The sequence below is a fragment of the Bacillus sp. RSS_NA_20 genome, from assembly GCF_020165915.1.
Lineage (GTDB): Bacteria > Bacillota > Bacilli > Bacillales > Bacillaceae > Bacillus > Bacillus altitudinis.
In genome coordinates, this window is sequence record NZ_JAIUKW010000005.1 from 772905 (window position 1) to 799694 (window position 26790).

Below are 26790 nucleotides of genomic sequence, written 5' to 3' on the forward strand. Positions count from 1 at the left end.
TTAAATAGATTAAAAAGCCCCCCAGCTGACAATGTTCACATAAGGAACACTTACTCTTAGCTGATTTGTCGCATTTTTAAAGACTGCTACTGAGTCAAACAATTGTACGACAACCACGTTTTGCAGCACATCTCCATTGACTAAATGAACACGCGGCAGCGGAATACCGAGCTCAAGCCACGGGCGCAGCAATTCTTTAATCTCTGACGCACTCCCTTCCTCACTTTCCTCTAAAAGATGAAGAAGAAGTATAATCAACACAACTTCAAGTATTCCTTCTGTTTCTAGTAATTCTTCGTTCCAGCCATTTAATAGTTGTTCAAATTCCATTCAGATTCCCTCTTTCTTCTCGTTTGATCTTTACTAGAGTATGAGGATCACTTCATTTAGCATCAGCATTTGAAAACATTTTTCAAAAATGTGTGAAGTCATTAAATGAAAAAAGAACAAGGAATGAGCATTCTGCTTATACAAAAAAAAGAGAACGGCATATACATAGTGGTGTGTTTGAATGGATGAAGAAAGGATGGGGAAAACATGAGCGAAAAGCGTGCCGAATTAAAAAAAGAGCTATTAAAGCTGTTTTTCAAACCGCTTAGTCATGCGTTAACAGTTAATCTCGAAGAAGGAGGAGTTCAAGTGGAAGAAAAATTGAACGATTTATTTAGTGAGGTGGCTGCTGAAGCATCACCTTCAGATTCTGCTACAACACTCGACGTATCTCAACCAGCAAGATGGATTTTCGCAAGACTTGCACCTGGAACAGTCATTAGCATTGTCATGGACTCAGGTGACTTAATCGGACCCGTTCAATTCGTATCATTCGATGCTTCAACAGGTGTTGTTTTCGTCACACAAGAAAGCTCTGTGACACCTACGGGCTCTGCAACGACTCTATTAGATGTAGATAAAGTAGAAAGTGTTACGTTCACATCTTAATGTGAGAGGGCCATCATGAAGCTTCTTTATATCAGCTCTGGCTACGGTGGAATCTATCGGATGTTCGATCAATGGATAGAAGATAGCTTCATTGATTCCCCCTTTTCATGCATCAAGGTGGAAAGGGAAACTCTACCCGCTCATATGCACAAAATCCGGACATTTTCTCCGGATTTTGTTTTCATGATGATCGGTGACCATATTCCAACAGAACTGCTTCATCAATTCAAACAAGAAAAGATCCCCGTTGTACTGTGGATGACAGAAGACCCTTTTTATATAGATGTGTCAGCTGCATGCGTAAATGATGCACAGCTGATTTTAACGATTGACGAAGGTGCTTTGTCATTTTACAAACAACTGGGCGCTGATCACGCGCACTACTTTCCCATTCCAACCAATACACACGTATTTCAGAAAAAAGAATCACCACATGAGTCGTGCATCTATGACATTGCACTCATTGGCTACCCTTATCCAAACCGCATCAAAGCCATCGATACACTCTTACATCAAAACAAATGGCGCATTCTCGTAGCAGGAAAAGAGTGGCATCGCGTGTTGAATAAATCACGCAGACGATATCGTGATCTCTCACTGATGACCCACTGGCTGAGTCCCGAGCAGATGGCAGACATCTATCAAACATCAGCCATTGTTCTGAATCCGCACAGGCCCGCGCAATTTGCCTATAATCAAAACAAAGCCAATGTTCAAAATATGAGTCTCAACAACAGAGCATTTGATATCGCTGCAAGCGGAGGCTTTCAGTTGACAGATCTACAACCGTCACAGGCATTTTCAAGCTTCGCTTTTTACACACATGAAAACGATTTGATTGAGCAGGTCGAGCACTATGTAAAAAACCCTCAACAAAGACAATCGGTTGCAGAGAACAATTACGAGCAAGTCATTCGCTGGAACACATTTGATACGCTACCTTACAGACTTTATGAAATAGTCAAAAGCGCCCTATGACCGGGCGCTTTTTCTAATTGTCATCATCTTATGCCGTTCCTTCTGCATCTTGTCGAGCCAATAAAATCTTCTCTGCCTTTTTCCGATCCTCCTCACTTTTCACAACAAGCGATTGCGCATGATCCATCATATATGCACCAACAGATCCTTCTAAAAAGGAATGAATGCATTCTTTTGCATATGGAACATGAAACGCATAGACAGCTCCATTTAAACGCCCATACGTATAAGGGTGCTCCTGAGTTGGTACAAAAAAATAATGATTGTCCTTATACAGGCTGGCTTCATTGGTGTCATGAAGTGTCCAAGTTTCATTTGGATTTTCTAACGCCTCTGTAAAAGAAGCAGCACAATCATATCCTCCCTCTACTAGAAGCTGTAAGCAGTTCTCAATATCTGCCGTCTGCCTTAGTGGTGATGCTGGATGCAAATACAAAACAATATCAAACGTTTTTCCCTCTCGTTCTAAATAAGCAAGTGCGTGCTTCACAGCTACTAAAGAAGGTGTTTGTTCCGTCACATGTGTGCTTGGCAGTTCAATGACATTTGCCCCATAGTGGGACGAAATGATTTGAGTATTCACATCCTCTGAAGATACGATGACTTCATCTAATTCAATCATTTGTAATAATGGCTGAATGGTCCAATAGATTAGCGGCCGCTCCGCCAATACGCGAATGTGTTCAGCATGATGCCCCTGCTTGCTGCTAAAAGCTGGTATCATGGCTAAAATACGATTTCCCCTATACATGTATGATCTTCTCCCCTCGCGCAGCTCAGTATCAGTGAATACATTCTGAGAGCTGAACTGATCGCCGTACTGAAGTCTTCAGGTGCCTCGTTATTCTACTTAATCTTCTATCTCTACATATTCTATTAAGTCATCAAGCAGATGGTTATAATTGGTTCACCTAATTTATGCATGAAGTGGTTCTTTTCCTCAAACGTCTTCCTCTCTTTCACATATGATGCAAAGTAGAGAAATGAGAGTTGGGGGATTAGATATGTCCAAACAAATAGAAACGAGTTTGAAGACCTTTTTTCGTGACAAAATCATCTTGGTCACAGGCGGTACGGGTTCGATTGGCCGGCAGATTGTGAAAAAATTAACAGCCTGCTCTCCTAAAAAGGTCATTGTCTTCAGTAAAGATGACAGTAAACAATACATGATGAAAAATGAATATGCGGCGCATCCAGAGGTTGTATTTGCACTTGGAGATGTGAGGGATGCCAGCCGCGTCAGGCAGCTTGTCAAAGGGGTAGATATCATCTTCCATGCAGCTGCACTCAAACAAGTACCCACCTGCGAAGATAATCCGTTTGAAGCTGTCCAAACCAACATCATCGGCGGACAGCATGTCATCGAAGCAGCACTTGAACATGAAGTCAGTCATGTTGTGAACATTTCAACCGACAAAGCGGTTTCTCCGACAAATGCCATGGGAGCTACAAAATTAATTTCAGAAAAATTGTTTTTTCAAGCGAATGAAAGTATTTCAAATCAGAAAACGAGATTTTGCTCTGTCCGGTTTGGCAATGTGCTTGGATCAAGAGGTTCCGTCATCCCCATCATGCTTCAACAGTTGTTAAATGAACAACCTCTAACTGTAACTGATCCTAAGATGACACGCTTTTTTATGTCTATCGAAGAAGCTGTATCTCTCACGCTTGAAGCAGCTATCATGATGAAAGGCGGCGAAACGTTTATTCTCAAGATGGAGTCATTACAGCTGGCTGATCTATTGAAAGCATTTCATGAATATGCCGGTCAGATCAACGTTCCTTCTCCTGATATTCTCGTTGTCGGCAAAAGACCTGGAGAAAAACTTCACGAGGAACTCACATTCCCTCACGAGGCAGATGCACTATTTGAACATGAACAATTTTATGCCATTTTACCGAGACCACATCTTCACCCTCATTTTCAAAAAGTCCATTTGACCCATTACACATCAAACGAAGCACCGCTCATTACAAAAGAGAAACTGTTTCACATCATTGAACAATTACATCATACACACCATAAAAAATAAAAAAATCGTCACACGGAAGCAGCTGACTTCCATGTGACGATTTTTAAATCAATTATTGAAAGATGTGTTTCAAATGACCATAGCCTTCTTTTTCAAGATCATCCTTCGGGATAAACTTTAAAGCGGCAGAATTAATACAATACCGAAGACCGTTTGGCCCTGGGCCGTCAGGGAATACATGACCAAGGTGAGAGTCGGCCGTCTTACTGCGAACTTCTGTCCGCACCATGCCATGGCTCGTATCTACTTTCTCTTCTACCTCTTGATCTTCAATCGGTTTTGTAAAACTTGGCCAGCCGCAATGGGCATCAAATTTATCTAAAGAAGAAAACAATGGTTTGCCTGAAATGATATCTACATAAATGCCCTCTTCCTTATGGTCCCAAAATTCATTTTGAAATGGCGGCTCAGTTCCATTATTTTGCGTCACTTCGTACTGCATTCGGTTTAATTCTTTGATGCGCTGCTCTTTTTCGTTAGCCATTATTTATCACTCCAATGAGATTGAATAAAACCTGCTCTGCCCGAACCGACATGGTATCGTTCGTAGTGCATTTTGTTCTTTTTATAATAATGCTGATGATATTCCTCAGCAGGATAAAAAGGACCAGCCTCTAAAATTTCTGTCACGATTGGCTTTTGGAAAACTCCACTTTGGCTCAGCTGCTCTTTTGATGTTTCTGCAAGTTGCCTTTGTTTTTCATTGTGGACATAAATCCCTGTACGGTAGGACTCTCCTCTATCACCAAATTGTCCTCCATCATCTGTTGGGTCTATTTGCTGCCAATATAGTTCTAATAGCTTCTCATACGGAAAAATGTCTGGATCAAAGGTAATTTGAACGGCTTCTCTATGGCCTGTCGTATTTGTACATACTTCCTCATAGGTTGGATTCACTGTATGTCCGCCAGTATACCCTGATTCAACTTTGATAATGCCTGGCTGTTCATCAAAAGGTTTAACCATACACCAGAAACAGCCTCCAGCAAATGTGGCTAATTCTTGTTTTTCAGACATATTAGTGCCCCCTTCATTTAAAAAATGGTATCATCATATTATAACATGATAAAAAATAATGAAAATGATACGACTTGTATACCTAAAAACAAAAGAAAGCATTCTGTCGTATCTTAAAATATAATGGGGGTTTAATGATTGGAACAAAGAAAACAAATGATGTATGAAATGGATACTTTACTGAGAACCGTATTTAAGCAAATACGTTATGAAATTAACAGCCTGCTTGAAAACGAATTATCTCGGAATGAATTTCTCATTTTAAATCTGCTGCGTGAACAAGGCGCAAAAAAAGTAACGGAATTCGCCTCAATTCTCGGTGTATCAGCAAGCCATATTACAGCTGTAACCGACACACTTGTAGAAAAAGGCTGGATCACTCGTATCCGTTCAAAAGAGGATCGACGCATCATCAAAATCCACTTAACCGATAAGGGTAAGGAAATTACTGAGCATTTTGAGAAAAAGAAAACAGAATACTTCATGGAACGATTTGAATCATTTGAGGATGAAGAACTGAAAACGATGATCAAATTATTTAAAAAGCTGGATAAAAGTCAAAAAGATTAAGCATAGATTTTAGCGTGGAGGACATGCTACGGATAAAAAGGTGGAATGAACCATGACAAGTCCATATCTTTGTCCGAACTGCAAAACCAACAGAACGCGTTTTAATCTCATCGAGCAGCATTCAGAACCTGTGAAACTTGATCCAGCAACTGGAGCTATTGTCGAAACATATGAAGGAGATCAGCTTTCTCCTTTTCACATGAACTATCAAGGACCGAAAATCAAAGTCCAGTGCGGCGTTTGCGGATTAATTGAAGATGAAAAAACGTTCATTAAGTTGGCTGAATATAATCAATATTCATCTCCTTCTTAATACGAGAGCCTGACACTTTTTGTCAGGCTTTTTTCTATGTTTCTTTTGCCTATACAGATCGTCCCTTTCTTGCATACGCTACAAAAAACACATTGCAGAGAAAGAAGGGATAAAGACGTGCAGCAGCTCTACGAGATGAATCAATTTCTATATCGTCCATTAGCTACCTTTCCCCCATACCATCCGAGAAACACCATTTCCAAAGCTGTTATTCGATTATTTCACGCTGCACCGGATTTAAGTGAGCTTGCTGTATTTGTAAATCAGCAGCCAATCCAAAAAAAGCTACCATACGGTCAGCTGTCTGCTTATATGGAATGGGATGAGGGTGTTTATGAGATAGAAGTATTCAAGCTGGCTACAAAAGAAAAAATTCTTTCTTCCCGTATGATGATTAATGGAAACGAGACTTACACGCTATGTATCACAGGAGCTCATACCGGCTTTGCGCTGCTCACAGAAAAGCAAGACTCGCTGATTAAGCAAGATGAGCTATCAGCACTCACGTTTATCCAGCTGTCACCAGACCTCCCTTTCATTGATATATATGAACGAGATCAAGGCATGTTATCAAAGGAGCTCGGATATGTGAACGGCACCCAAACCCACCACTTCTCTCCGAATAAGTATCACTTTGAATTAAAAGCTGCCGGTACTCAAAGTGTACTGCTAGATATTCCGAAAGTTCACCTGCAAACAAAGCGGGCCTATCTTATTTTACTTCATGGATTTGCAAACGGAGAGCCAGAGCTAATGGCAAAAGTCGTCTTGTCTCACCAAATGTAAAAAGAGCCTTTCCAAATGGAAAAGGCTCTCAGCGTGTAGACAAAGCCTCGCATTCGGTGTCAGTCCTGCGTGCCGGTTCTCACGAATGCCACATTCACTCTGCGCCAGTACTCGTCCTTCCTAGAATGCAAAGATTTTCAATCACGCTGAAAAGAAGACAAATAGCCTTCCCAAATGGAAAAGGCTATTTACGAGACATCTTCAGCTTTTTCTTGTTTTTGAAAATCAAAAGCAAGAATCATGGTACCTAAAAATAATGCACAATAGGCGATATTTAAGTAAAACTGGTCGATATTTTCTGCTTTTAAATGAGAGGCAGCTGTCATGCCAAAGTATGCAGCAAATAAGAGCGACAGTAAACTAAAATATTGATAGACTCGCTTCATCGTTTCACTCCTGACTTACACGTTCTATTGCTTTGGATGATAATATGAGAATTCAATTTCATCATTCTCAAGATCAATTTTGTTCGCTTTGACATACATATCATTCGTCAGCGGCATTTCTGAAAGGCGCACTTCCACCGTTTTTTGGTCTGGTTTCACATGAACGAAATCAGGCAGTTCATAGAATTGACCCATGTAACTTAAAACAAAACTGATTGGGATGCTTAATTGTCCAATTGAAAAGTCATCTACTTTCAGCAGAACATCCCCATTATCTTCAACAGATGGTGTAAATGATACATTTGCATTAATCGTTGAAGAAAAAGCTTTGATTGCACCTGTTACTTTCACATCTTGGTCAATCGCAACATGAAAGTCGGGCATATCGCTTGATCCTTGGTTTTTTAAATAATCATTGACAAAGCTGGTGAGCGATTCTTTTGAACTAGAAATGTTAAAAGCATACTCGCTGTTCACTTCTTTTTTCGAAGCGGATTGATCGCTCGGCAGCAGCATAAAAATACCGCATACAAGAACAATCAATAGATTAATTGACAGTAAAATAAAAAATAAACTCTTCCATTTTTTCATCTTTTCACCCTATTCCTTCGGCAGTCCTTCTTTTTTCACTTCTGAGAATAAACGATTTGCCATAAGAGAGTACCCCTTTTGGTTTGGGTGGAAATCATCATCTGCCAGTAATTTTTCATCTTGATCATCTTCAAATAAATCTGCAACATCGATCATATCAGCATTGCCGTCTTTTTTTAGTTCTTTTTCGGCAGCAGCATTCCAGTCTTTGACGACCTCATCAATATCTCTCAGCTCAGACAAGCTGAACTTAAAAGGATTGTACATACTGACATACATGATCTTTGCATGGTCATTATGCTCTCTTAATTGAGCAAGAATGGTCTTAAAACGCTCTTCAAAAGGACCTTGCTCTTTTTGAAAAGGAGCAAATGTCAAGTTGAGCACATTTTGACGGACGACATGCATTAAGTCATTTCCGCCGATCGTAAAGAAAATATAATCAGCGTCTTTCAGTCCATCCTGCACTTTTTTTTCTTTTAATCTTTTTAATAAATCTACCGTTCTACTGCCTTTAATGGCATAGTTTTTTAATGTAACAGACTGTACACCGTCCACCGCTTCTATCTTGTCACGGGTGATGCCGGCATACCCTTTTTTATTTTGATCTCCGATTCCTTCTGTTAAGGAATCTCCAACCGCTGCGATCGTAATATGTTCTTTTACGTTTTGTGTGTCTTCTAGTTTATCCTTTATGCCAGCCTCTTGCGCGGAACATGCAGAAAGAACAAAAGCTAGAGACATCACAATCAAAATCAAACGAGCCTTCAAACGATGATGTCCCTCCTTTTTCTGATTAAAAAAGTGTATCATGTTTTCGCTCATTTGAACATCCTTATGCTAGCTTCGATTCAGTGTTTTGATGTCCTTGATGATTTCATCATATGGCGTATTTTGAACACCATCATAGTTTTTCATCACTTTTCCTTCTTGATCAACGAGGAAAAACAGAGATTGATGTATCACTTGGTCTTCGTCTTCAGGTTTTTTCACAATCGTCTTAAAGCTTTTCATTGCAAATTTTTCAATCGCTGACTGCGAGTAACCAGTGAGAAAATCCCAATTTTTAAAGGATAATGGATATGCTTTTGCAAATTCCTTTAGCTTTTTCGGTGAATCCACCTCTGGATCGACGCTAAATGAAATGATGTGCGCATCCAATTTTTCTTCTTTTAACCGTTTTTGTAGCTCTGTCATATGTGCGGTCATCGGCGGGCAAATCGTTTCACAGCTTGTGAAAATAAAATCTGCCACCCAGACTTTCCCCTTTAAATCGTCGAGCGACACCTTTTGACCATCCTGGTTTTGATACTCAAACGGCTGGATTTGATAATTTAATGCATCCTTGATTTGTCCATTTGAACATGAGACTAAAAGAAGCACGCTTATAATCGTAAGCGCACCAAATAAGGCTCCCCTTTTTGTATACATGACCATTACATCCCCTTTTCAATCAATCGGTATAAAAAGTAAAGCCTATAGCGCCCTTACCAGTATGACAGGAAATAATCGGTGTTGTATAAGCGATGTCAACTAGTGCATCAGGTGTATGATCAAGCAGTGCTGCTTTAAGCTTTTCTGCAAGTTCTAATGCGTCTGCATGTGCAATCCCAATGGCCTGAACGGTTTTCCCTTTCACCGCCTGTACATACTGTTTTGTCAAATAGCGGACAAGAGCGGAGTAACTTCTCACATTCGCTTCTGGTGTGTATATGCCGTCTGTTAAGCTGGCAATTGGTTTAATATGAAGAAGTGAACCGATCAGCGCCTTTCCTCTTCCAATTCGTCCACCTTTCACGAGATTTTCTAATGTATCGATTGTGACAAATAGCTTTGTTTTAAGACGAATTTTGTCCATTTCTTTGAGGATGTCATCACGGCTTGCCCCTTTTTTTGCAAGCTCTGCTGCTTTGGTGACTTGAAACCCTAAACCATAGGAAATAAAATTCGAATCGATGACAGTGATATTTCCGTCTACCATTTTAGAAGCGCTTTCAGCAGTTTGAACCGTACCACTCATCCCACCAGTTAAATGGATACTAATGACTTCGCTTCCATCTGCCGTCAGTTTTTCATATAATTCGACGAATTGACCGATCGCAGGTTGAGACGTTTTCGGCAGTTCCTCAGCGGCCTCCATTTTTTCAATAAATTCATCTGGCTGTATGTTCACTCGGTCAATATAATCAACCCCAGAAATGGAGATATTGAGCGGAATGACATGAATGGAAAGATCATTGATTTTTTCTTGCGGAAGGTCCACAGTTGAATCTGTTACAATTTTAATTTGTTTCACTATCGTCTCATCCTTGCTGTCTTAGTCTTTACATATGATATTACCTTATTTCGTGCATACTTGAAAACAACTGTCAGAACGTTTTTGAAATTGTCACATTTTCTTCTTTTCATGTAAAAAATCCTTGCCAAGATGGGTAGCCGCTATTTGAAAATGGCCGCTCACTCTCTTTGGCAAAGATTCCAATTTACGCATTGTGTTTTAGTGTAGGCTCTTGGTAGATCTGTTCATATGTGCTCCACTTGACGTTACGTTTCACATCCTCCCTGAAAGAGTACACATGCCTCTTTCCCTTAGATACATAGACTTTTTTCAAGAAAGCTTCAAGTCTAAAGGTGAGCATGAAACCATAGGATTCATCTCCCTTTAAAACAGGGACTTCTGTTACCTTGATCTGAGCTCCATCCATCCGTCTAAAACATATTGTTTTGAGCAGCACAAACGATCAATCCTCTTTTCCAATTATCTGTTAAGCCTAAATAAATAGGTGGAATAAATCTTGATCTTTATTCACTTCAACATAGTGGAAGCCTTTTTTATTCATTCGGTCAATCAGCGCTGCATAGTCATCTCTTTCTTTCAATTCGATCCCAACAAGCGCTGGTCCTTTGCTTCGGTTATTCTTTTTCGTATATTCAAAGCGTGAGATATCATCATTTGGCCCTAACACTTCATCTAAAAATTCCCTGAGAGCACCTGCTCTTTGCGGAAAATTAACGATGAAATAATGCTGGAGTCCTTCATAAATCATGGAGCGTTCCTTGATTTCTTGCATTCGGCCAATGTCATTATTGCCTCCACTGACAATACAAACGACATTTTTCCCTTTAATCTCCTCACGATGTGCATCTAAAGCCGCGATCGGTAACGCACCCGCTGGCTCAGCTACAATGGCACATTGATTATACAGCTCTAAAATGGTTGTACATACTTTTCCTTCTGGTACAAGACTAATCTTATCGACAACAGACTGAAGCGATGTAAACGTCTTTTCGCCAATCCGCTGAACCGCTGCTCCATCTACAAACTTATCTATTGAATCAAGTGTGACAACCTCCCCTTTCTCGTGGGAAGCATGAAGTGAGGCAGCACCAAGCGGCTCGACTGCAATAATTTCTGTTTCTGGTGCGATATTTTTCATATACGTGCCAACGCCAGATAACAAACCTCCGCCCCCAACACTTGCAAATAAAAAGTGAGGCTCCACTTCGATATCATTTAATATTTCTACAGCAGTTGTTCCTTGTCCTGCCATGACATCTAAATCATCAAATGGATGGATAAATTCCCGCTTTTCCTTATCTCCGCATTTGACTGCTTCATGATACGAATCATCAAAGGTATCTCCGGTTAAGATAATGTCAACATATTCTTTTCCGAAAAGCTCCACTTGAGATACTTTTTGCCTTGGTGTGGTAGCAGGCATAAAGATTTTCCCGTGGATACCTAAATATTTGCAAGAATAGGCAACGCCTTGTGCGTGATTTCCTGCACTGGCACAAACAATGCCGTTTTCTAGTTTTTCTTTTGGCAACTGGCTCATTTTATTAAAAGCGCCTCTTAATTTAAAAGAACGAACAACCTGCAGGTCCTCTCTTTTTAAGTAGACATTACATTCATATCGTTCAGAAAGTCGCTCATTTTTTTGAAGTGGTGTATGAATCACTACATCCTTCAAATTTTGATGGGCTTTTAAGATGTCTTTCACTTGAATTAGCGTGTTTTCTTTGAGCAACGGTTTCATGTACAAGATCCTTTCTCTTTAACCTTATTTAATTTGTCATTATAACATGAATATTCAAAAAATAAACCGATAGATCATGGATCGGAGATAAATTTCATGAACTTTTTCGTTTTTCTATACATTTGTTCTAATTGGGTGTTATAATAAAACCAATTAGAACCAAAAGAAAGGAATCGCTCGATGACCACACATCCGTTTGCTAATATATATGGAGAACACCAAGATATAAAACACGCCATTCATTTGGCAAAACAATTCACGAAAAACGATCAGCCTGTGTTGATCACAGGTGAAATTGGAACAGGCAAATCACGCTTTGCACAAGAAATGGCCCATTCATTTGCTGCGCAGGCTTCGATGAAACATATCTACTGCCCCATTGTAGATGAAGCGACTTTGCAGGAAGCATTTACTCATGCGGCAAATCATGTGCTTTATTTAGACGAAGTCAGCGCATTCAGTATTCCTATGCAGCATCAGGTCATTCGTTTTCTCGAAGATTCTCCTGCAACAAAAATCATTGCTTCTTCGTCTTTATCATTAGAGGCGATGAGCGTTTCATCCAGTTTTTTACCTGAGCTGTTTTATCGGCTCAATGTGCTTCATATCCCTCTCCCGCCCTTAGAAGATCGAAAAACAGATATTCCTATTTTAACCGCTGCTTTCTTTCAAGAACTGAACATGACGCCTGACATCGACTCAAGTGTGTGGGAAGTCTTACAGCAATATTCGTTTGAAGGGAATGTCCAGGAGCTCAAAAATATCGTTCATTATGCAGCAGCGATTCTCGAAGGGCAAACAGTTTTCTTGCATCACTTGCCACCTTTTGTATTATTACCTCAACAAACAGCTGGTAAAGGAAAAAAAGAAGAACACCAGCTCACGCTTATGGAGAAACAAGAATTTGTTTTCTTACTCGAAGCCATTAAGTCTCTAAATGAAAAAGGAGAAGCAGCCAGCAGACGTATCTTGTCTGAGTTAAGCAAACAAGGCGACATCCCGCTGACCCCTCAGCAAGTCAGGAGTCGATTAGATGATCTTGAGAAAAAAGCTTATGTGACGAAAGGGAAAGGCAGAGCTGGAACGAAGATTACACTTGAAGGTCTCTCATTTCTGAAGTCGCTTGATGGTTATATACCGGTTCAATAAAGGAGGACATCCATTGTTTACTGTAAAAGAAGAAATTGCCAACGCGATTACACATGGCATTGGCGTCATTTTATCCATTCCCGCCATTGTTTTTCTCGTTTTATTCGCTGTTCAATACGGCACTGTCACTGACATTATTAGCTTCTCGATATTTGGCGCGTCGATGCTACTGCTTTATTTAAGCTCTACTTTGCTTCATAGCATTCGGCACAAAAAAACAAAAGATGTATTTGAAATCCTTGACCACTCTGCGATTTATGTATTGATTGCTGGTACATATACGCCATTTTTGCTTGGCCCATTAAAAGGCGCACTTGGCTATACTCTTCTTGCAATCGTATGGGCTCTCGCTGCAGGCGGTATCGTCTTTAAGATCTTTTTCGTCAAACGGTTTATCATTGTATCCACCCTTGTTTATTTATTAATGGGCTGGATGATTATCATCGCAATTAAACCTCTGTACATTCAATTAACAGGAGCTGGATTCAGCCTCTTACTATTAGGCGGTATTTTGTATTCAGTCGGAACGATCTTTTATATTTGGCGGAAAATTCCCTATCATCATGCGATTTGGCACAGCTTTGTTCTCGGTGGAAGTGCATCCATGTTCTTCTGCATTCTATTTTATTGCGTCAACATCCCAGCATGATTAAAAAACCAGCATCCACATTCGGATGCTGGTTTTTTCTATGCGCGCTTTTGTGCGTAATCACTCATCTTGACCGGTGCTTTTATATGGATATCGACATTAACTGGACGAAGTCTTTTGACGATCTTCCCTGTTAAAAGACGGTCTGTGCCGCTTGTTTCAACCGGAACAAGTGAGCAGTTACATTCTTCAGCAAGCGTTTCTGCCATGACACGATACTGTTCAGAAAGCAACAGACTCTGGCCAGATAGAACTCTTTCTCTTGCTTCTTCTAATAACGCCTCATCAGATTGATTCTGCTTGATCACCGCCATCTTCTTCAACCATTGTTTTAAGATGGGATAGCGAAACAGATGCGGTTTTGCCATAAAAGCAAATGGCTTCTCTAAGTGACCAATCAGCAATGTCGTCGTCACTGGATGATGTGCTTCTGTGACATAAATAACAGGGCCATCTGGCAGCTTTTTTTGCTGATGAATGGTCATGACCGATCCTGATTGATCAATACACCCTCTGGCAAACCTTTTTGCATGCTCATGGATGAGATGCATTCGTTTCGTATAGGAAATGCGTGGATCCGTTAATTCATGATCATACAAATGCCTTATACTTTTAAAAAAGGATACAACAACATAAATCGTTAAAAACCAATAACGAAACAACCGTACTCCTCCTACTCACTTATCCTTCTTTTCTGTCATAGACGACAAATTCATAATTGTAGGGGTTCTTTTCGTCACGATGGCCTTTTTCACGTGATACAACCGTCCAATGATCTTCATCGTAATAAGGGAAGAAACGGTCGCCTTCAAATGAATGATGAATGTGCGTGATATATAGACGATCTGCGTATGGCATCATTTCCTCATACAGCTTAGACCCGCCAATGATCAATAATTCTTCCTCGGTCTTCGCAATGGTTAAAATATCATCGATTGAATGAACTACCTCGCATCCTTCAGCTTGAAAAGAAGAACTTGTGGTCAACACGATATTCCGGCGGTTAGGCAGTGCTCGTCCAATTGATTCAAACGTTTTTCTGCCCATGACAATGGTATGGCCACTTGTGACTTTTTTAAAATACGCTAAATCAGCGGGTAAATGCCAAGGCATTTGATTATCTTTGCCAATGACTCTGTCTTTTCCTGTCGCCACTATCATGGAAATCATACACTGACTTCTCCTTTAATATGCGGATGTGGATCATAGTTCTCAAGCACAAAATCATCAAACGTAAAATCAAAAATACTTTTGACATCTCTAGTGATGCGAAGCTGCGGAAGTGTGCGCTCCTCACGCTCTAACTGCATTTTGACCTGCGGAAGATGATTTTGATAAATATGAGCATCTCCTAGCGTATGAATAAACTCTCCTGGCTCAAGGTATGTCACTTTGGCAATCATCATCGTTAGTAGTGCATACGAAGCAATATTAAAAGGCACACCTAAAAAGATATCTGCCGAACGTTGATAGAGCTGGCACGATAATTTACCGTTTGATACGTAAAATTGAAACAAGCAATGACAAGGAGGCAGCGCCATCTGATCAATCTCTCCTGGATTCCACGCACTGACAATCAATCTTCTCGAATTAGGATGATTCTCAATATCATGGATCAGTCTGCTGATCTGATCTACTGTCTCTCCGTCTCCGCTCGCCCATGATCTCCACTGCGCACCATACACACGCCCTAGCTCTCCATTTTCATCTGCCCATTCATTCCAAATACGGACACCATTTTCTTGAAGATATTTGACATTTGTATCACCTTTTAAAAACCACAGTAACTCATGAATGATTGATTTCAGGTGTAATTTCTTTGTTGTTAATAAAGGAAACCCTTCCTGTAAATCAAATCTCATTTGGTAACCGAACGTGCTGATAGTGCCTGTTCCTGTTCTGTCACCTTTTTCATCCCCGTGCTGTAATACATGACGGCATAACTCTTTGTATTGTTTCATTTTTTTCATCCTTTATTTATGTTCTTGTTGTAGTTTACCTTATTTCTGCTTTTGTTGAAACCAAAAAAACATGTCTGCAAGATGAGCAGACATGTTTTTCTTTTTATGCTTGATTCACTCGATCCTGCTCTTCGTCCTTAATATCTTGGTGAGAGTGAGCTATGCGACTTGCTGCTGCGGCGGCAAGCGCAGCGACAAGGTCATCAAGGAAGGTGTGTACTTCACCAGGACGACCTTCATCTAATTCTCTAATAATACCAAATTTCTCTTTGTCTAGGTAACCGAAGTTGGTCAAACCGATTGATCCATATACATTGACAATGGAAAGCGGAATAATCTCATCAATTCCATATAGCGGTTCATCTGTTTCAACTAAATGCTGCAAAGGTTCTGGCAAAAGCTTTTTTTCTGCCAGCTGATCAAGCGCAAGTCCTGTCAAAACTGCGTGGACAATTTCCCTTTTATTCAGCACTTTTTCAACATTTTCAATGCAGACACTAAGTGGAAGATTTGGGTTGTATTTCTCTTGGAGTTTCAGCACAATGTGTGCAATATCTTCTATTTTCACTCCACGCTCGTTTAACATCTGTTTTGTAATGCGAACCATTTCGTTCATTGTATACTTTTTCAATTGGCATGACATCTCCTTCTAGTGGCTCATCCAGCTCGGCGGGGTGTTTTTATCCCAGTAAATATTACCGAGTTCATGATGCGTCTGGAATCCATCTTCTGCTGTATGGTAGTGAAAATTAAACCAATATCCGCTGTGAGGCGGCTGATCTCTCCTGACATGAAAACGAAGCAAATCTTCTCCAGTCTTTCTATTATAAATGTGGAAGATTTTTTCCCCATTTCCGCTTGAAGGTTGATCAGTTAAAACAACATCTTGAAATTTTTCGTCATCTTTGAAATTTGTTAAAAAGTCGGTTAACACTTGTTCAATTTTTGGTTGAATCTCTTCTCTATACTCGTCCTCAATGACAGGTGTGATTTTACGACCAAATTTGAGAAAGGATTGGTTTTCTGCACTTGATAGAACCTCTTGCTTATATTGCTCAAAGGGGTCTACCCGCTCTTTGTTGTCTTCTTGCGATAATTCCCAGCTGCGCGTATCATCTGATGTATCATAAACTGCTGTATAAGGTGCTTTATCAGATGAAGAAAGTTCAGATGGCTTGTCTGTCATCAAAGCCGATGGAGGAGAGATTAAACCAAAAGTCGCAATCGTAAAGAGTGCAACAAGCGTTTTTCTCATCCACATTTTCATGATATCTAATTCCTTCCATAAGTTATCATACTGCTATTCTAGCATATAATGAATTTTCAGTCATTCAATTTGGTCATTGAGTTGAGACTTTCTTTTTCATGATAAAACGTTTACAATGACAGTAACGACGACTAAAATTTGGGAGGAATGGATATGCTTGAAGGGTTTTTCATCACAGCTTCCTTGCTGACGTTATTTTATTTTGTCTATATGGAGATCACCGATTAAAAGCCCTGAAATAGGGCTTTTTTAATTGTTAAGAGTGATTAAAGTTTTGTTGATTTGTCTTCTTCTATTGAGATATATCCGTAATGGAATTGGGCGGTTTTACGTTTCATCACCTGAAATTGATAGGAATCAGTGGTAAATCGTGTGCTTTTCCAATGATCTTTTAAAACCACTCTTTTTCTAGCCACTCTCATTGCTTCTTTCACAGCGGTTTCATGGTCAAAATGATGCTCAGCTGCATGACGAAGCGGCATCATACTAGCAGACTCTTGTATGGTTTCTTCAAACATTGGGTCGAAATAGACGATATCATAGGATCGATCAGGGAGCTTCTTTAACTGCTCAATACTATCCCCGCTGATGACAGATATCCGTTTCATCGCTTCGTCTGCCTCTCTCACACCTGTTTCCCATGTGCTGAGTCCTTCTCGAACAAGCAATGCCGTCATTGGATTTTTTTCAATACCGGACACTTTTCCATTGGCTCCTGTAGCGCAGCTTGCGGTAATCGCATCAGATCCTAAGCCAAGCGTACAATCTAAAAAGGAATCGCCCGACTTTAATTGTGCTGCTTCTATTAATGGATCTTTTTCACCACGAAGGACCCGCTTCACCCTAAACATCGCTGAGCTTGGATGGAAAAAGAACTTTTCACCATTTGGCTGATACCATTCAAATCGTTCTTTCCCAACAACGAGTACATCCCCCCGCTTGATCGCAAGCTGTTTGACAGATTGTTTACGCCGCTCGATATACTCACCATGTAAGTCCTTTGCGAGGGCCTTTGCCGTTTCAATTGTTTGTTCATTTGCTCTAAAGCTTGTTGTAATGAGCATGTCGTTCCTCCATCATAATCAAGAAAAAATGCCCTGATTGGATCACAGGACATTTCAATATTTGTATTAGCAATGTTTTTCAAATGCAGATAAGACGTTCTTCATAATATCTTCCATTTCATGACCTTCAATTTCGTCACGCGGAATAAAATGAACGAGTTCATTTCCTTTTAAAAGTGCCATAGATGGAGAAGATGGCTCCTCACCTGTGAAGTATTCTCTCATTTTAGCCGTTGCTTCCCGGTCCTGACCAGCAAAGACCGTCACCATTCGATCTGGTGCTTTTTCTGCTTTCATGACAGCTTGAGTAGCAGCAGGGCGTGCTAAACCGGCAGCACATCCGCATACGGAATTGACGACAACAAATGTTGTTCCTTCTGCTTCCTGCATCGTTTTTTCTACTTCTTCTTCAGTCGTCAATTCTTGAAACCCTGCACTTGTCAGTTCTTGGCGCATTGGTACGACGAGCTGACGCATATATTCTTCATATGCCATTGACATAAAAAAGCCCCCTCTATAATCCTTATGTTGTGAATAAAGGATACTATAGAGAGAGCCAATTTTCAAATGATCAATTTCACATTAAATTTTCATGATTCCGCCTGTATTGGCTGATGTCACAAGTTTTGAGTATCTGGCAAGGTAACCTGTTTTTACTTTTGGCTCAAAGCCTTTCCAGTTTGCTTTTCTTTTTTCCCATTCTTCTTCCGGGACATCTACGCTTAAAATGCGTTTTTCGATATCAACAACGACATGATCACCATTTTCAACAAAGGCAAGCGGGCCGCCTTCTGCTGCCTCTGGAGAAACGTGTCCAATAGACAATCCGCGAGAAGCACCGGAGAATCGTCCGTCTGTAATTAAAGCAACCTTTGGACCAAGTCCCATTCCAACAATTTGTGAAGTTGGTGCAAGCATTTCAGGCATACCTGGACCGCCTTTAGGTCCTTCATAACGAATAATGACAACATGTCCTGCTTCTACTTTTCGATTAATGATTCCTTCAAGTGCTTCCTCTTGGGATTCAAATACGATCGCAGGTCCTTCATGACGTGTGATGCCGTCTTGTACACCGCCTGTTTTAATGATTGCTCCATCTGGCGCAAGGTTTCCAAATAAAACGGCTAAGCCGCCCTTTTCAGTAAATGGCTTGTCAATTGGATAAATGACGTTATAATCTTTTACCTCATGACCTGCAATGTTCTCGCCTAACGTTTTCGCTGTGACGGTCATGGTATCTAAATGAAGAGCCCCCTCTTTTTTGGACAATTCATTTAGTGCAGCGGTCACTCCGCCAGCTTCATGTAAATCTTCAATATATACATCTGAAGCTGGAGCAAGTTTAGATAAATGCGGCACACGTTCTGCGACTTCATTGATACGCTCAAGTGAATATTCAACGCCTGCTTCGTTTGCAATCGCCAATGTATGAAGAACTGTATTGGTTGAACCACCAAGTGCCATATCTAAAGCAAATGCGTTATCAATCGCTTTTTCCGTGACAATATCACGTGGTTTAATGTCTTTTTTGATCAGCTCCATCAATTGTTTTGCTGACTTCTTCGCAAATTCTCTTCGTTCTGGTGAAGTCGCCAGAATGGTTCCATTTCCAGGAAGAGCAATCCCAAGCGCCTCTGCTAGACAGTTCATTGAGTTTGCTGTAAACATACCAGAGCAAGATCCACATGTTGGACAGCCAAATTGCTCTAATTCGTTTAATTCCTCTTCATTAATTTTCCCTGATTGGTATGCGCCTACGCCTTCAAAGACAGAAGAAAGCGAAATTTTTCTGCCATCACTTGTTCTCCCAGCTTCCATCGGTCCACCACTGACAAATACAGTTGGGATATTCACACGCATGGCAGCCATCATCATACCTGGCGTGATTTTATCACAGTTAGGAATACAAACCATGCCATCAAACCAGTGTGCAGACACTACGGTCTCTACTGAATCAGCAATGATTTCACGGCTTGGCAATGAATATCTCATCCCAATATGCCCCATCGCAATACCATCATCTACCCCGATTGTATTGAATTCAAATGGAACACCGCCAGCTTCACGAATGGCTTCTTTCACAATTTTTCCGAATTCCTGAAGATGGACATGTCCTGGGACAATATCAATATAGGAATTACATACGGCAATAAACGGCTTGCCAAAATCCTCATCTTTTACCCCAGCTGCTCTTAGTAAGCTTCGGTGAGGTGCTCTGTCAATTCCTTGTTTAATCATATTACTGCGAAGTTCTGCCATCTGTTTAAAAAGCCTCCTATACTACTAGTCTTGTTGACTGTATGATTTTGAGTTCATTTTATTTTACAAATTTTCTGTTTATTTAGCCACCTATAATAGATAGTGACTGATTTCTCTGCTGAAGCAAGTGCTCAGCAAGGATTGTGTCATAAAATCTGACCTCCAATATTCTATATTGGTACTACTATATAGAGTTTTTTCTCATATTTCAACAATATTCAAAATAATTTTTCTAAAAAAATTTTTCTGCCAATAAAAAAGCCATTTTCAGAAAACAAGCTGCCTTTTATTGGCAGCCTGCTCGTCTTTCTTATGATTCTGATGCATTTTTTCTACTTTCTGTCATTTGCTTCCACACAGAGCCTTTTGCTTCTTCTCCGTGCTCAATTCGTTCGATGGCCATTTTCACTTGAAGACTGACTTCAAATTCAGGGTCCTGCTCCGCTTCTTTTAAAGCTTCTAGTGCTGTTTCGTCACCTTCTTCATAAAGGAACATGGCCGCACGCCAGCGGACAAGCTTACTTGGGTCCTTTAAGGCTTGGATCATCGCTTCAATCGCACTAGAATCACCAAGATCTGAAATACAATCTCCAGCAGTTCTTCTAACTGTCACTGTTTTATCTTCAAGCCCTTTATACAAAATAGGCAAAATGTCTGGATCTTCAATCATGCCAGCATTCACAACAGCTTGTCTGCGAATCGATGTTTTTGGGTCCTCCATCGCTTTCATTAAAACAGGTATATCTTTTTTCTCTGGCTGCATTTGCTCTAAATGAGCAAAACGTTTCTTCCAATCTTCATCGCGCAGCATCTCTTCTGTCACATCATATGCTTTTCGGTTCACTTGTTTATCTACAGCCTCTTGACCTTCCTTCACTGCCTCTGTTAAACGGGATAAACGCTCGTCGTCATATGCAGCTTGCAGCTCTTCTGTGACTTCTTGACCGATATCAGCAAATTCTCCAAAACGAACGCCATGTTCTTTCCACACACGTTCAAATACAACATTATCTGAACTGCTTCTTAGCTTTAAAATCGCTGCCTGGAAACGTTCAGGCATTCCAAATCGTTCTTCTCTTTCACCGTCTGTCAGCTTCACCTGCATCGGAATCCCATTAAACATTTGAACAAACACTTTGACTTCTCCAAATGTGTCATCACCTGACTGCAATTCTCCCTGAAGACCTTCTGTTTCTTGTCCAAAGGCTTCTCTGACTTGCTGTAAAATACCTTGCCAGTCAAATTTCGCATTGCGCTCAACCGCTAAGAAATCGGCTACATGGTAAACACCTTTTACACCTTCAATGGTTAAAATGCGCTTGATCATCTCTGGCGCTTCGTCTTTTTGATCTTTTTTGTAGTTATTGCTTTTACCGCCTGCAAGCGCTTCTGTCAAAATGACTTTCATTGTATTCGGGCTTGGCGTTGGTTCTATGGCAGTTATTTTCATCTATACATCCTCCTTACACACATAAAGACCCTACTCATCTGTAAGGCCGCATTCTTCTTTCCATGTCTTAATAAATAGACACATAAACTCATGCCGCTCATGAGCCAGCTGCTTTCCAGCACGTGTGTTCATCAAGTCTTTTAAATGAAGCAGCTTTTCTTGCATATGCAAAAGTACTGTGCCTTGGTGAGCACCCTCTGTATAGTGAGGCTCCCCTTTTGCACCTGCATATGTAAACACCCTTGCAATCCCGGTTGCACCTATTGCATCTAGCCGATCTGCATCTTGAACAATGGTCCCTTCTAATGTCACTGGTTGATGCTTCATATGCCGGTGACGAAAAGACATCGTTGTAATGATATCCATGATATAGCGAATATCTCGCATGCCCACATCCCACAAAAGGAGCTGCTGCTTGAGATCATGCGGTGAAAGCTTCCATTCACTAGACAGCTTGTCATCAATGACATCATGGACAATCGCTGCCATTTCAATGACAAAAAGCGACCCGCCCTCCTGTTGTGCAATATGGACGGCAAGCTGGCGCACACGATTGATATGAGCTTCATCGTGTCCAGTCGGTTCATTCTTTAGCTGTTTTGAAACAAAGGAGGCAGCTGCCTCCAATTGTTCTTGTTGCTTACTCGAATACATGCTTATTTCTCCAAGAGAGCGATAATGGAGCTTTCTAATTCTTTTGGTGGTGTTTTAGGAGAGAATCGTTCAGTCACTTCTCCGTTTTGGTCAACGATAAATTTTGTGAAATTCCATTTCACCGTTTTTGTACCAAGCACACCTTTCGCTTGACTCGTTAAGTATTTGAAAAGCGGATGCGCATTGTCACCATTGACATCTACTTTTGCAAACATCGGGAAGGTCACACCATAGTTTAACGAACAGAATTCTTGAATTGCTTCTTCCCCTTCTGGCTCTTGATTCATAAATTGATTGCACGGAAATCCTAAAATTTCAAGGCCCTTTTCATGATATTGATCGTATAACTCTTGTAATTGTTTAAATTGAGGGGTCAGTCCACATTTGCTCGCTGTGTTCACGATGATCAGTACTTTCCCTTTGTAATCTGCCATTGATTTTTCCTGACCGTTAATGGTCTTGACCTGAATATCATAAATTGACATCTCATAGCCTCCTAGGATTCACTTTTTCCTATCGTAACATGCTTCTTTTAGAAAATCGCTTTTTATGCTTCCTGCTAAAAGAGTCCAGTCACACTGCCGTCTTCTAATAAATTCATCTCAAGTGCCGCAGGTTTTTTAGGGAGACCTGGCATGGTCAGAATGCTTCCCGTTAGTGCAACGATAAAACCTGCTCCTACAGATGGTTTTAACTCTCGAATCGTAACGGTAAAACCTTTTGGTCTGCCGATTAAAGCCGGATCATCCGATAGTGAATATTGCGTTTTTGCCATACAAACCGGCAAATGGGCCCAGCCATTTTTTTCAATTGCAGCTAGCTGCTTTCTTGCTTTTGATGTAAGGTTGACGCCGTCTGCACCATAAACCACTTTGGCGACTTTTGACAACTTTTCTTCAATGGAATCTTGCTCCTCATATAAATAAGAAAAGCTGTTTTCATTCTTTTCAATGAGTGTCGTGAGCTCTTCGGCAAGTGCTACGCCGCCAGCTCCCCCTTCTTCCCATACATTGACCGCTTTGACTGGATGTCCATTCGTTTCGCACCAGTTTTCTATTGCTTGAATTTCTTCTTTTGTATCGGTAATAAAACGGTTCACTGCAACGATATATGGTAGACCGAAGGCTTGCACTGTTTCAATATGCTTCTCTAAATTATGTATACCTTCTAATACAGCCTGTGCATTTGCTTCCTTGAGCTCTGTTTTCTGCATTCCGCCATGCATTTTTAGCGCCCTGACAGTTGCTACAATGACAACAGCGCCTGGTTTAAAATCACCGGCTCTTGTTTTGATGTGAAGAAATTTTTCCGCGCCGAGGTCTGCACCAAATCCCGCTTCTGTTACGACGTAATCTGCTAGTTTTGCCGCCATTTTTGTGGCAATTAAACTATTGCATCCATGTGCAATATTGGCAAAAGGACCACCATGAACAAGGGCTGGAGTTCCTTCAATCGTTTGAACAAGGTTTGGTTTCAGCGCATCTTTTAAAAGCAAGGTTAATACGCCTTCATATCCTAGATTTCCAACTGTGACCGGTTCACCTTCTTGATTGTAGGCAACAACAATAGAAGAAAGACGTTTTTTCAGATCGTTTAAGTCGTCTGCTAAACAGAGGATGGCCATCATTTCGGATGCAACCGTAATATCAAATCCATCTTCTCTAGGGTACCCATTTAATTGACCGCCAAGTCCTACGACCACTTGTCTTAGAGCACGATCGTTTAAATCTAACACTCGTTTCCATACAATTCGGCGTGCGTCGATTCCAAGCTCATTTCCGTGATGGATATGATTATCAATAAAAGCAGATAAAGCGTTATGTGCAGATGTAATCGCATGAAAATCCCCTGTGAAATGAAGATTAATTTCTTCCATAGGCAACACCTGTGAATATCCGCCGCCAGCTGCACCGCCTTTAATACCCATTGTGGGACCTAGTGAAGGTTCACGCATGGCAATGATCGCTTTTTTCCCAATTTTCTCGAAGGCTTGACCGAGGCCAACTGTTACGGTGGACTTCCCCTCACCTGCTGGCGTTGGGTTGATCGAAGTCACAAGAATCACATTTCCTTCTTTTTGTTCCTTTAAACGGTCAAAAATAGTCAAAGATATTTTCGCTTTTGTGAAACCATAGCATTCTAATTCTTCGTCATGTATTTGTAATTTTGCTGCGATGTCTTGAATCGGTCTCAGCTTTGCCTTTTGGGCAATGTCAATATCTGATAAATGCTTTGTAATCATGATTAATGGCCTCCTTTTTTGACAGAAACAGCTTTCTTTTTTGCTCTATTTTTCATTGTAACATAATTGAAACATTGAAATATCGCCAGAAAGTTCCTATAATGAAGTGAAATTAGCTTTGGTTCAGGGGGTGGCGAGTTGCCTATTAACATACCAGTTCATCTGCCGGCAAAACAAATACTAGAGAGCGAAAACATTTTCGTCATGGATGAGACAAGGGCATTCAAACAAGATATCCGTCCTTTGAATATCGTGATCTTAAACTTAATGCCCAAAAAAATACAAACTGAAACGCAGCTGCTGAGAATGCTCGGAAATTCTCCGTTGCAAGTGTATTTTACATTTTTGATTCCAAGTACACATACACCGAAGAATACATCGAGAGAGCATCTAGATGAATTTTATACGACCTTTGAATCGATTCGCCATAAAAAATTTGATGGCATGGTCATTACAGGTGCACCAATTGAGCATTTAGCTTTCGAAGAAGTTTCCTATTGGAAAGAACTGCAGGACATTTTGGACTGGAGTAAAACGAATGTGACGTCTACTCTCCATATATGCTGGGGGGCACAGGCAGGTCTATATCATCATTATGGCATTGAAAAAATCAAGCTTCCAGAGAAAAAATTCGGTGTCTTTGAGCATCTTGTCAAAAAGAAAAAAGAAAGATTAGTAAGAGGTTTCGATGAAGTATACTATGTCCCACATTCTAGGCATACAGATATTAATACAGAACAATTAAAAAACACGCCGAATCTAAAAGTATTGAGCACGTCTGAGGAAGCTGGTGTTTGTTTAATTGTTTCAGATGATGATAAACAAGTATTTTTAACTGGACATCCTGAATACGATACAGATACATTGAAGCAGGAATATGAAAGAGATTTGTTGAAACATGATACAGTCAAAAAACCCGTCCACTATTTCATAGAAGATGGAGACACATTAGTTCCAGTGAACCGCTGGAAAGCCCATGCTACTTTGCTGTTTATGAATTGGCTTAATTACTATGTTTATCAAGAAACACCATATGTGTGGGAATAAAATAGACTGTAGTCTGATGATAAATGCTTAAAATGTGTTAAAATACAAATGGCTCTGTCTTCCATTATCAATTTAGTCTGTTTGTTTTTTAAAATTAGTTTAATTCTTTCGTAACGAATGATATGCTCTCGCTGTTTATATGTTATCTTTATGTATATGTAGACCTATGAGATTTATAGTTTTCGTACGAAGTTTTGTTGTTGTTGATTACATTTGAGGTGAATATTCTTGAATACCAATAAAAAAATATTAATCTTGACCGCAAATTATGGAAATGGACATATGCAGGTTGCAAAAACACTGTATGATGAATGCAAATCCCAAGGGTTTGAACATGTGATAGTTTCTAATTTGTATCAAGAATCAAATCCCATTGTGTCTGAAGTGACTCAATATTTATATTTAAAGAGCTTCTCCATTGGGAAACAATTTTATCGCTTGTTTTATTACGGTGTAGATAAAATTTACAATAAACGCAAATTTAACATTTATTTAAAGATGGGAAATAAGCGTCTTGATGAATTAATTCAATTACACAATCCGGATATCATCATCATTACATTCCCGATGATTGTTGTACCTGAATACCGAAACAAAACAGGTAAAGTCATTCCAACATTTAATGTGATGACAGACTTTTGTCTTCATAAAATTTGGGTACATGAAAACATTGACCGATACTATGTTGCAACCGATTATGTGAAACAAAAGCTAGTAGAAATCGGCACACATCCAAGCGATGTCAAGGTAACAGGCATTCCGATTAGACCACAATTTGAAGTAGACGTGCCTAAATCGATCATCTATAAAAAATATGGATTATCATCAGACAAAAAAGTCCTTCTCATTATGGCGGGTGCCCATGGTGTACTAAAAAATGTGAAGGAACTGTGTGAAGCACTACTTCTTGACAGTGAAGTACAAATTGTTGTTGTGTGCGGTAAGAATGCAGCGCTGAAGCAATCGCTTAGCGAACTTGAACAAGCACACCCAAATCAATTGAAGGCGCTTGGATATGTGGAACAAATTGATGAATTGTTCAGAGTAACGGACTGTATGATTACAAAACCGGGCGGAATTACATTAACAGAAGCAACAGCAATTGGTGTCCCAGTTATTCTTTACAAACCTGTTCCAGGACAAGAAAAAGAAAATGCTCTTTTCTTTGAAGATTACGGCGCTGCCATTGTCATCAACAGACACGAAGACATTTTAGAATCTGTCACCAACTTGCTGCAAGACGAAGAAAAATTAGAATCCATGAAACAAAACATCAAAAAATTACACTTAAAACAGTCTTCTCAAACCATTTTAGAAGATATCGTCGAACAATCAGATCTGATCATGAGCAACAAATCGTATGCTCAAGCATTATCATAAAAAGGTGCCCGTCAT

33 protein-coding genes are annotated in these 26790 nt (G+C 40.2%); 10 read left to right on the top strand and 23 right to left on the bottom strand.

Annotation, left to right across the window (positions count from 1 at the left end):
• Positions 1-9: 9 nt before the first annotated feature.
• Positions 10-330: a spore maturation protein CgeC gene (cgeC, locus tag LCD32_RS09370; RefSeq protein WP_007500768.1), complete on the bottom strand. Its 321-nt coding sequence runs from the start codon at positions 328-330 to the stop codon at positions 10-12.
• 207 nt (positions 331-537) lie between these two features.
• Here cgeC and LCD32_RS09375 point away from each other — a divergent pair, with 207 nt between their 5' ends.
• Entirely contained in the window at positions 538-939 is a 402-nt protein-coding gene (locus tag LCD32_RS09375) for a hypothetical protein (RefSeq protein ID WP_007500770.1), read from the top strand.
• Between the two features lie 183 nt (positions 940-1122).
• Positions 1123-1917 carry a DUF3880 domain-containing protein gene (locus tag LCD32_RS09380; protein WP_224563673.1) on the top strand — a complete coding sequence of 265 codons (795 nt, stop codon included), beginning with the start codon at positions 1123-1125 and terminating at the stop codon, positions 1915-1917.
• Positions 1918-1945: 28 nt separating this feature from the next.
• Here the strand turns inward: LCD32_RS09380 and LCD32_RS09385 are convergent, their stop codons facing one another.
• Positions 1946-2668, bottom strand: a complete 723-nt coding sequence (locus tag LCD32_RS09385; RefSeq protein WP_017367462.1) for a cytidylyltransferase domain-containing protein — start codon at positions 2666-2668, stop codon at positions 1946-1948.
• A 253-nt stretch (positions 2669-2921) separates the two neighbouring features.
• On the opposite strand from LCD32_RS09385, the gene LCD32_RS09390 reads away from it, so the two are divergent.
• Positions 2922-3950, top strand: coding sequence for an SDR family NAD(P)-dependent oxidoreductase (locus LCD32_RS09390; protein ID WP_017359692.1), 1029 nt, complete (start codon positions 2922-2924; stop codon positions 3948-3950).
• Between the two features lie 52 nt (positions 3951-4002).
• Here the strand turns inward: LCD32_RS09390 and msrB are convergent, their stop codons facing one another.
• Both msrB and msrA read right to left on the bottom strand, forming a co-directional pair.
• A complete protein-coding gene (msrB, locus tag LCD32_RS09395; protein ID WP_007500777.1) occupies positions 4003-4434 on the bottom strand; it encodes a peptide-methionine (R)-S-oxide reductase MsrB in 432 nt (143 codons plus the stop codon).
• Positions 4434-4967: a peptide-methionine (S)-S-oxide reductase MsrA gene (gene msrA / locus LCD32_RS09400; protein WP_065460583.1), complete on the bottom strand. Its 534-nt coding sequence runs from the start codon at positions 4965-4967 to the stop codon at positions 4434-4436. The genes msrB and msrA overlap by 1 nt, the downstream gene beginning before the upstream one ends.
• Positions 4968-5105: 138 nt before the next feature.
• On the opposite strand from msrA, the gene LCD32_RS09405 reads away from it, so the two are divergent.
• The 3 genes from LCD32_RS09405 to LCD32_RS09415 all read left to right on the top strand — a co-directional run bounded on the left by LCD32_RS09405 (position 5106) and on the right by LCD32_RS09415 (position 6636).
• Complete coding sequence (locus LCD32_RS09405) at positions 5106-5537, top strand: MarR family transcriptional regulator (RefSeq protein ID WP_041091282.1); 432 nt, start codon at positions 5106-5108, stop codon at positions 5535-5537.
• Between the two features lie 52 nt (positions 5538-5589).
• Positions 5590-5850, top strand: coding sequence for a DNA alkylation repair protein (locus LCD32_RS09410; protein WP_065460586.1), 261 nt, complete (start codon positions 5590-5592; stop codon positions 5848-5850).
• A 117-nt stretch (positions 5851-5967) separates the two neighbouring features.
• Positions 5968-6636 carry a DUF4397 domain-containing protein gene (locus LCD32_RS09415; protein ID WP_008346411.1) on the top strand — a complete coding sequence of 223 codons (669 nt, stop codon included), beginning with the start codon at positions 5968-5970 and terminating at the stop codon, positions 6634-6636.
• Positions 6637-6824: 188 nt separating this feature from the next.
• Here the strand turns inward: LCD32_RS09415 and ypmT are convergent, their stop codons facing one another.
• The 7 genes from ypmT to ilvA all read right to left on the bottom strand — a co-directional run bounded on the left by ypmT (position 6825) and on the right by ilvA (position 11653).
• Entirely contained in the window at positions 6825-7022 is a 198-nt protein-coding gene (gene ypmT, locus LCD32_RS09420) for a protein YpmT (protein ID WP_008346409.1), read from the bottom strand.
• Between the two features lie 24 nt (positions 7023-7046).
• A complete protein-coding gene (locus LCD32_RS09425) occupies positions 7047-7613 on the bottom strand; it encodes a YpmS family protein (RefSeq protein ID WP_024718556.1) in 567 nt (188 codons plus the stop codon).
• 9 nt (positions 7614-7622) lie between these two features.
• Positions 7623-8384, bottom strand: a complete 762-nt coding sequence (locus LCD32_RS09430) for an SGNH/GDSL hydrolase family protein (RefSeq protein WP_025207511.1) — start codon at positions 8382-8384, stop codon at positions 7623-7625.
• 69 nt (positions 8385-8453) lie between these two features.
• Positions 8454-9044 carry a cytochrome c oxidase assembly protein gene (locus LCD32_RS09435; RefSeq protein ID WP_007500791.1) on the bottom strand — a complete coding sequence of 197 codons (591 nt, stop codon included), beginning with the start codon at positions 9042-9044 and terminating at the stop codon, positions 8454-8456.
• Positions 9045-9066: 22 nt separating this feature from the next.
• Positions 9067-9909 (bottom strand): DegV family protein, encoded by an 843-nt coding sequence (locus LCD32_RS09440; RefSeq protein ID WP_017359697.1) that lies wholly within the window; start codon positions 9907-9909, stop codon positions 9067-9069.
• A gap of 187 nt (positions 9910-10096) precedes the next feature.
• A complete protein-coding gene (locus LCD32_RS09445; protein WP_008346400.1) occupies positions 10097-10348 on the bottom strand; it encodes a YpmP family protein in 252 nt (83 codons plus the stop codon).
• Between the two features lie 36 nt (positions 10349-10384).
• The gene (ilvA, locus tag LCD32_RS09450) at positions 10385-11653 is read right to left on the bottom strand and encodes a threonine ammonia-lyase IlvA (RefSeq protein ID WP_008346398.1); all 1269 of its coding nucleotides are present in this window, start codon (positions 11651-11653) and stop codon (positions 10385-10387) included.
• 180 nt (positions 11654-11833) lie between these two features.
• Between ilvA and LCD32_RS09455 the strand changes: the two genes are divergently transcribed.
• The gene (locus tag LCD32_RS09455) at positions 11834-12802 is read left to right on the top strand and encodes a sigma 54-interacting transcriptional regulator (protein WP_008346396.1); all 969 of its coding nucleotides are present in this window, start codon (positions 11834-11836) and stop codon (positions 12800-12802) included.
• A gap of 13 nt (positions 12803-12815) precedes the next feature.
• Positions 12816-13451 carry a PAQR family membrane homeostasis protein TrhA gene (trhA, locus tag LCD32_RS09460; protein ID WP_008346394.1) on the top strand — a complete coding sequence of 212 codons (636 nt, stop codon included), beginning with the start codon at positions 12816-12818 and terminating at the stop codon, positions 13449-13451.
• A gap of 38 nt (positions 13452-13489) precedes the next feature.
• Here the strand turns inward: trhA and LCD32_RS09465 are convergent, their stop codons facing one another.
• The 12 genes from LCD32_RS09465 to LCD32_RS09520 form a co-directional block, all read right to left on the bottom strand.
• Positions 13490-14113, bottom strand: coding sequence for a lysophospholipid acyltransferase family protein (locus LCD32_RS09465; protein WP_035703293.1), 624 nt, complete (start codon positions 14111-14113; stop codon positions 13490-13492).
• 19 nt (positions 14114-14132) lie between these two features.
• The gene (gene folA / locus LCD32_RS09470) at positions 14133-14621 is read right to left on the bottom strand and encodes a type 3 dihydrofolate reductase (protein WP_017359700.1); all 489 of its coding nucleotides are present in this window, start codon (positions 14619-14621) and stop codon (positions 14133-14135) included.
• Positions 14618-15412, bottom strand: coding sequence for a thymidylate synthase (locus LCD32_RS09475; protein WP_035703295.1), 795 nt, complete (start codon positions 15410-15412; stop codon positions 14618-14620). The genes folA and LCD32_RS09475 overlap by 4 nt, the downstream gene beginning before the upstream one ends.
• Positions 15413-15515: 103 nt before the next feature.
• Positions 15516-16043, bottom strand: coding sequence for a phosphatidylglycerophosphatase A (locus LCD32_RS09480; RefSeq protein ID WP_008346387.1), 528 nt, complete (start codon positions 16041-16043; stop codon positions 15516-15518).
• Between the two features lie 18 nt (positions 16044-16061).
• Positions 16062-16679, bottom strand: a complete 618-nt coding sequence (locus LCD32_RS09485; protein ID WP_007500816.1) for a YpjP family protein — start codon at positions 16677-16679, stop codon at positions 16062-16064.
• 266 nt (positions 16680-16945) lie between these two features.
• Positions 16946-17743, bottom strand: coding sequence for a class I SAM-dependent methyltransferase (locus LCD32_RS09490; RefSeq protein WP_035703297.1), 798 nt, complete (start codon positions 17741-17743; stop codon positions 16946-16948).
• 66 nt (positions 17744-17809) lie between these two features.
• On the bottom strand, positions 17810-18244 hold the full coding sequence (locus tag LCD32_RS09495) for a BrxA/BrxB family bacilliredoxin (protein ID WP_008346384.1): 435 nt from the start codon (positions 18242-18244) through the stop codon (positions 17810-17812).
• A gap of 81 nt (positions 18245-18325) precedes the next feature.
• On the bottom strand, positions 18326-20002 hold the full coding sequence (gene ilvD, locus LCD32_RS09500) for a dihydroxy-acid dehydratase (protein ID WP_007500822.1): 1677 nt from the start codon (positions 20000-20002) through the stop codon (positions 18326-18328).
• 310 nt (positions 20003-20312) lie between these two features.
• Complete coding sequence (locus tag LCD32_RS09505) at positions 20313-21452, bottom strand: conserved virulence factor C family protein (protein WP_058214046.1); 1140 nt, start codon at positions 21450-21452, stop codon at positions 20313-20315.
• Positions 21453-21482: 30 nt separating this feature from the next.
• Entirely contained in the window at positions 21483-22106 is a 624-nt protein-coding gene (locus LCD32_RS09510) for an HD domain-containing protein (protein ID WP_058214045.1), read from the bottom strand.
• 2 nt (positions 22107-22108) lie between these two features.
• Positions 22109-22591: a glutathione peroxidase gene (locus LCD32_RS09515; protein WP_035703303.1), complete on the bottom strand. Its 483-nt coding sequence runs from the start codon at positions 22589-22591 to the stop codon at positions 22109-22111.
• 74 nt (positions 22592-22665) lie between these two features.
• Positions 22666-24348 carry a formate--tetrahydrofolate ligase gene (locus LCD32_RS09520; RefSeq protein ID WP_058214044.1) on the bottom strand — a complete coding sequence of 561 codons (1683 nt, stop codon included), beginning with the start codon at positions 24346-24348 and terminating at the stop codon, positions 22666-22668.
• Positions 24349-24486: 138 nt separating this feature from the next.
• Here LCD32_RS09520 and metA point away from each other — a divergent pair, with 138 nt between their 5' ends.
• Positions 24487-25395 (top strand): homoserine O-acetyltransferase MetA, encoded by a 909-nt coding sequence (metA, locus tag LCD32_RS09525; RefSeq protein ID WP_058214043.1) that lies wholly within the window; start codon positions 24487-24489, stop codon positions 25393-25395.
• A gap of 228 nt (positions 25396-25623) precedes the next feature.
• Entirely contained in the window at positions 25624-26775 is a 1152-nt protein-coding gene (locus LCD32_RS09530) for a diglucosyl diacylglycerol synthase (RefSeq protein WP_007500831.1), read from the top strand.
• Positions 26776-26790 lie beyond the last annotated feature (15 nt).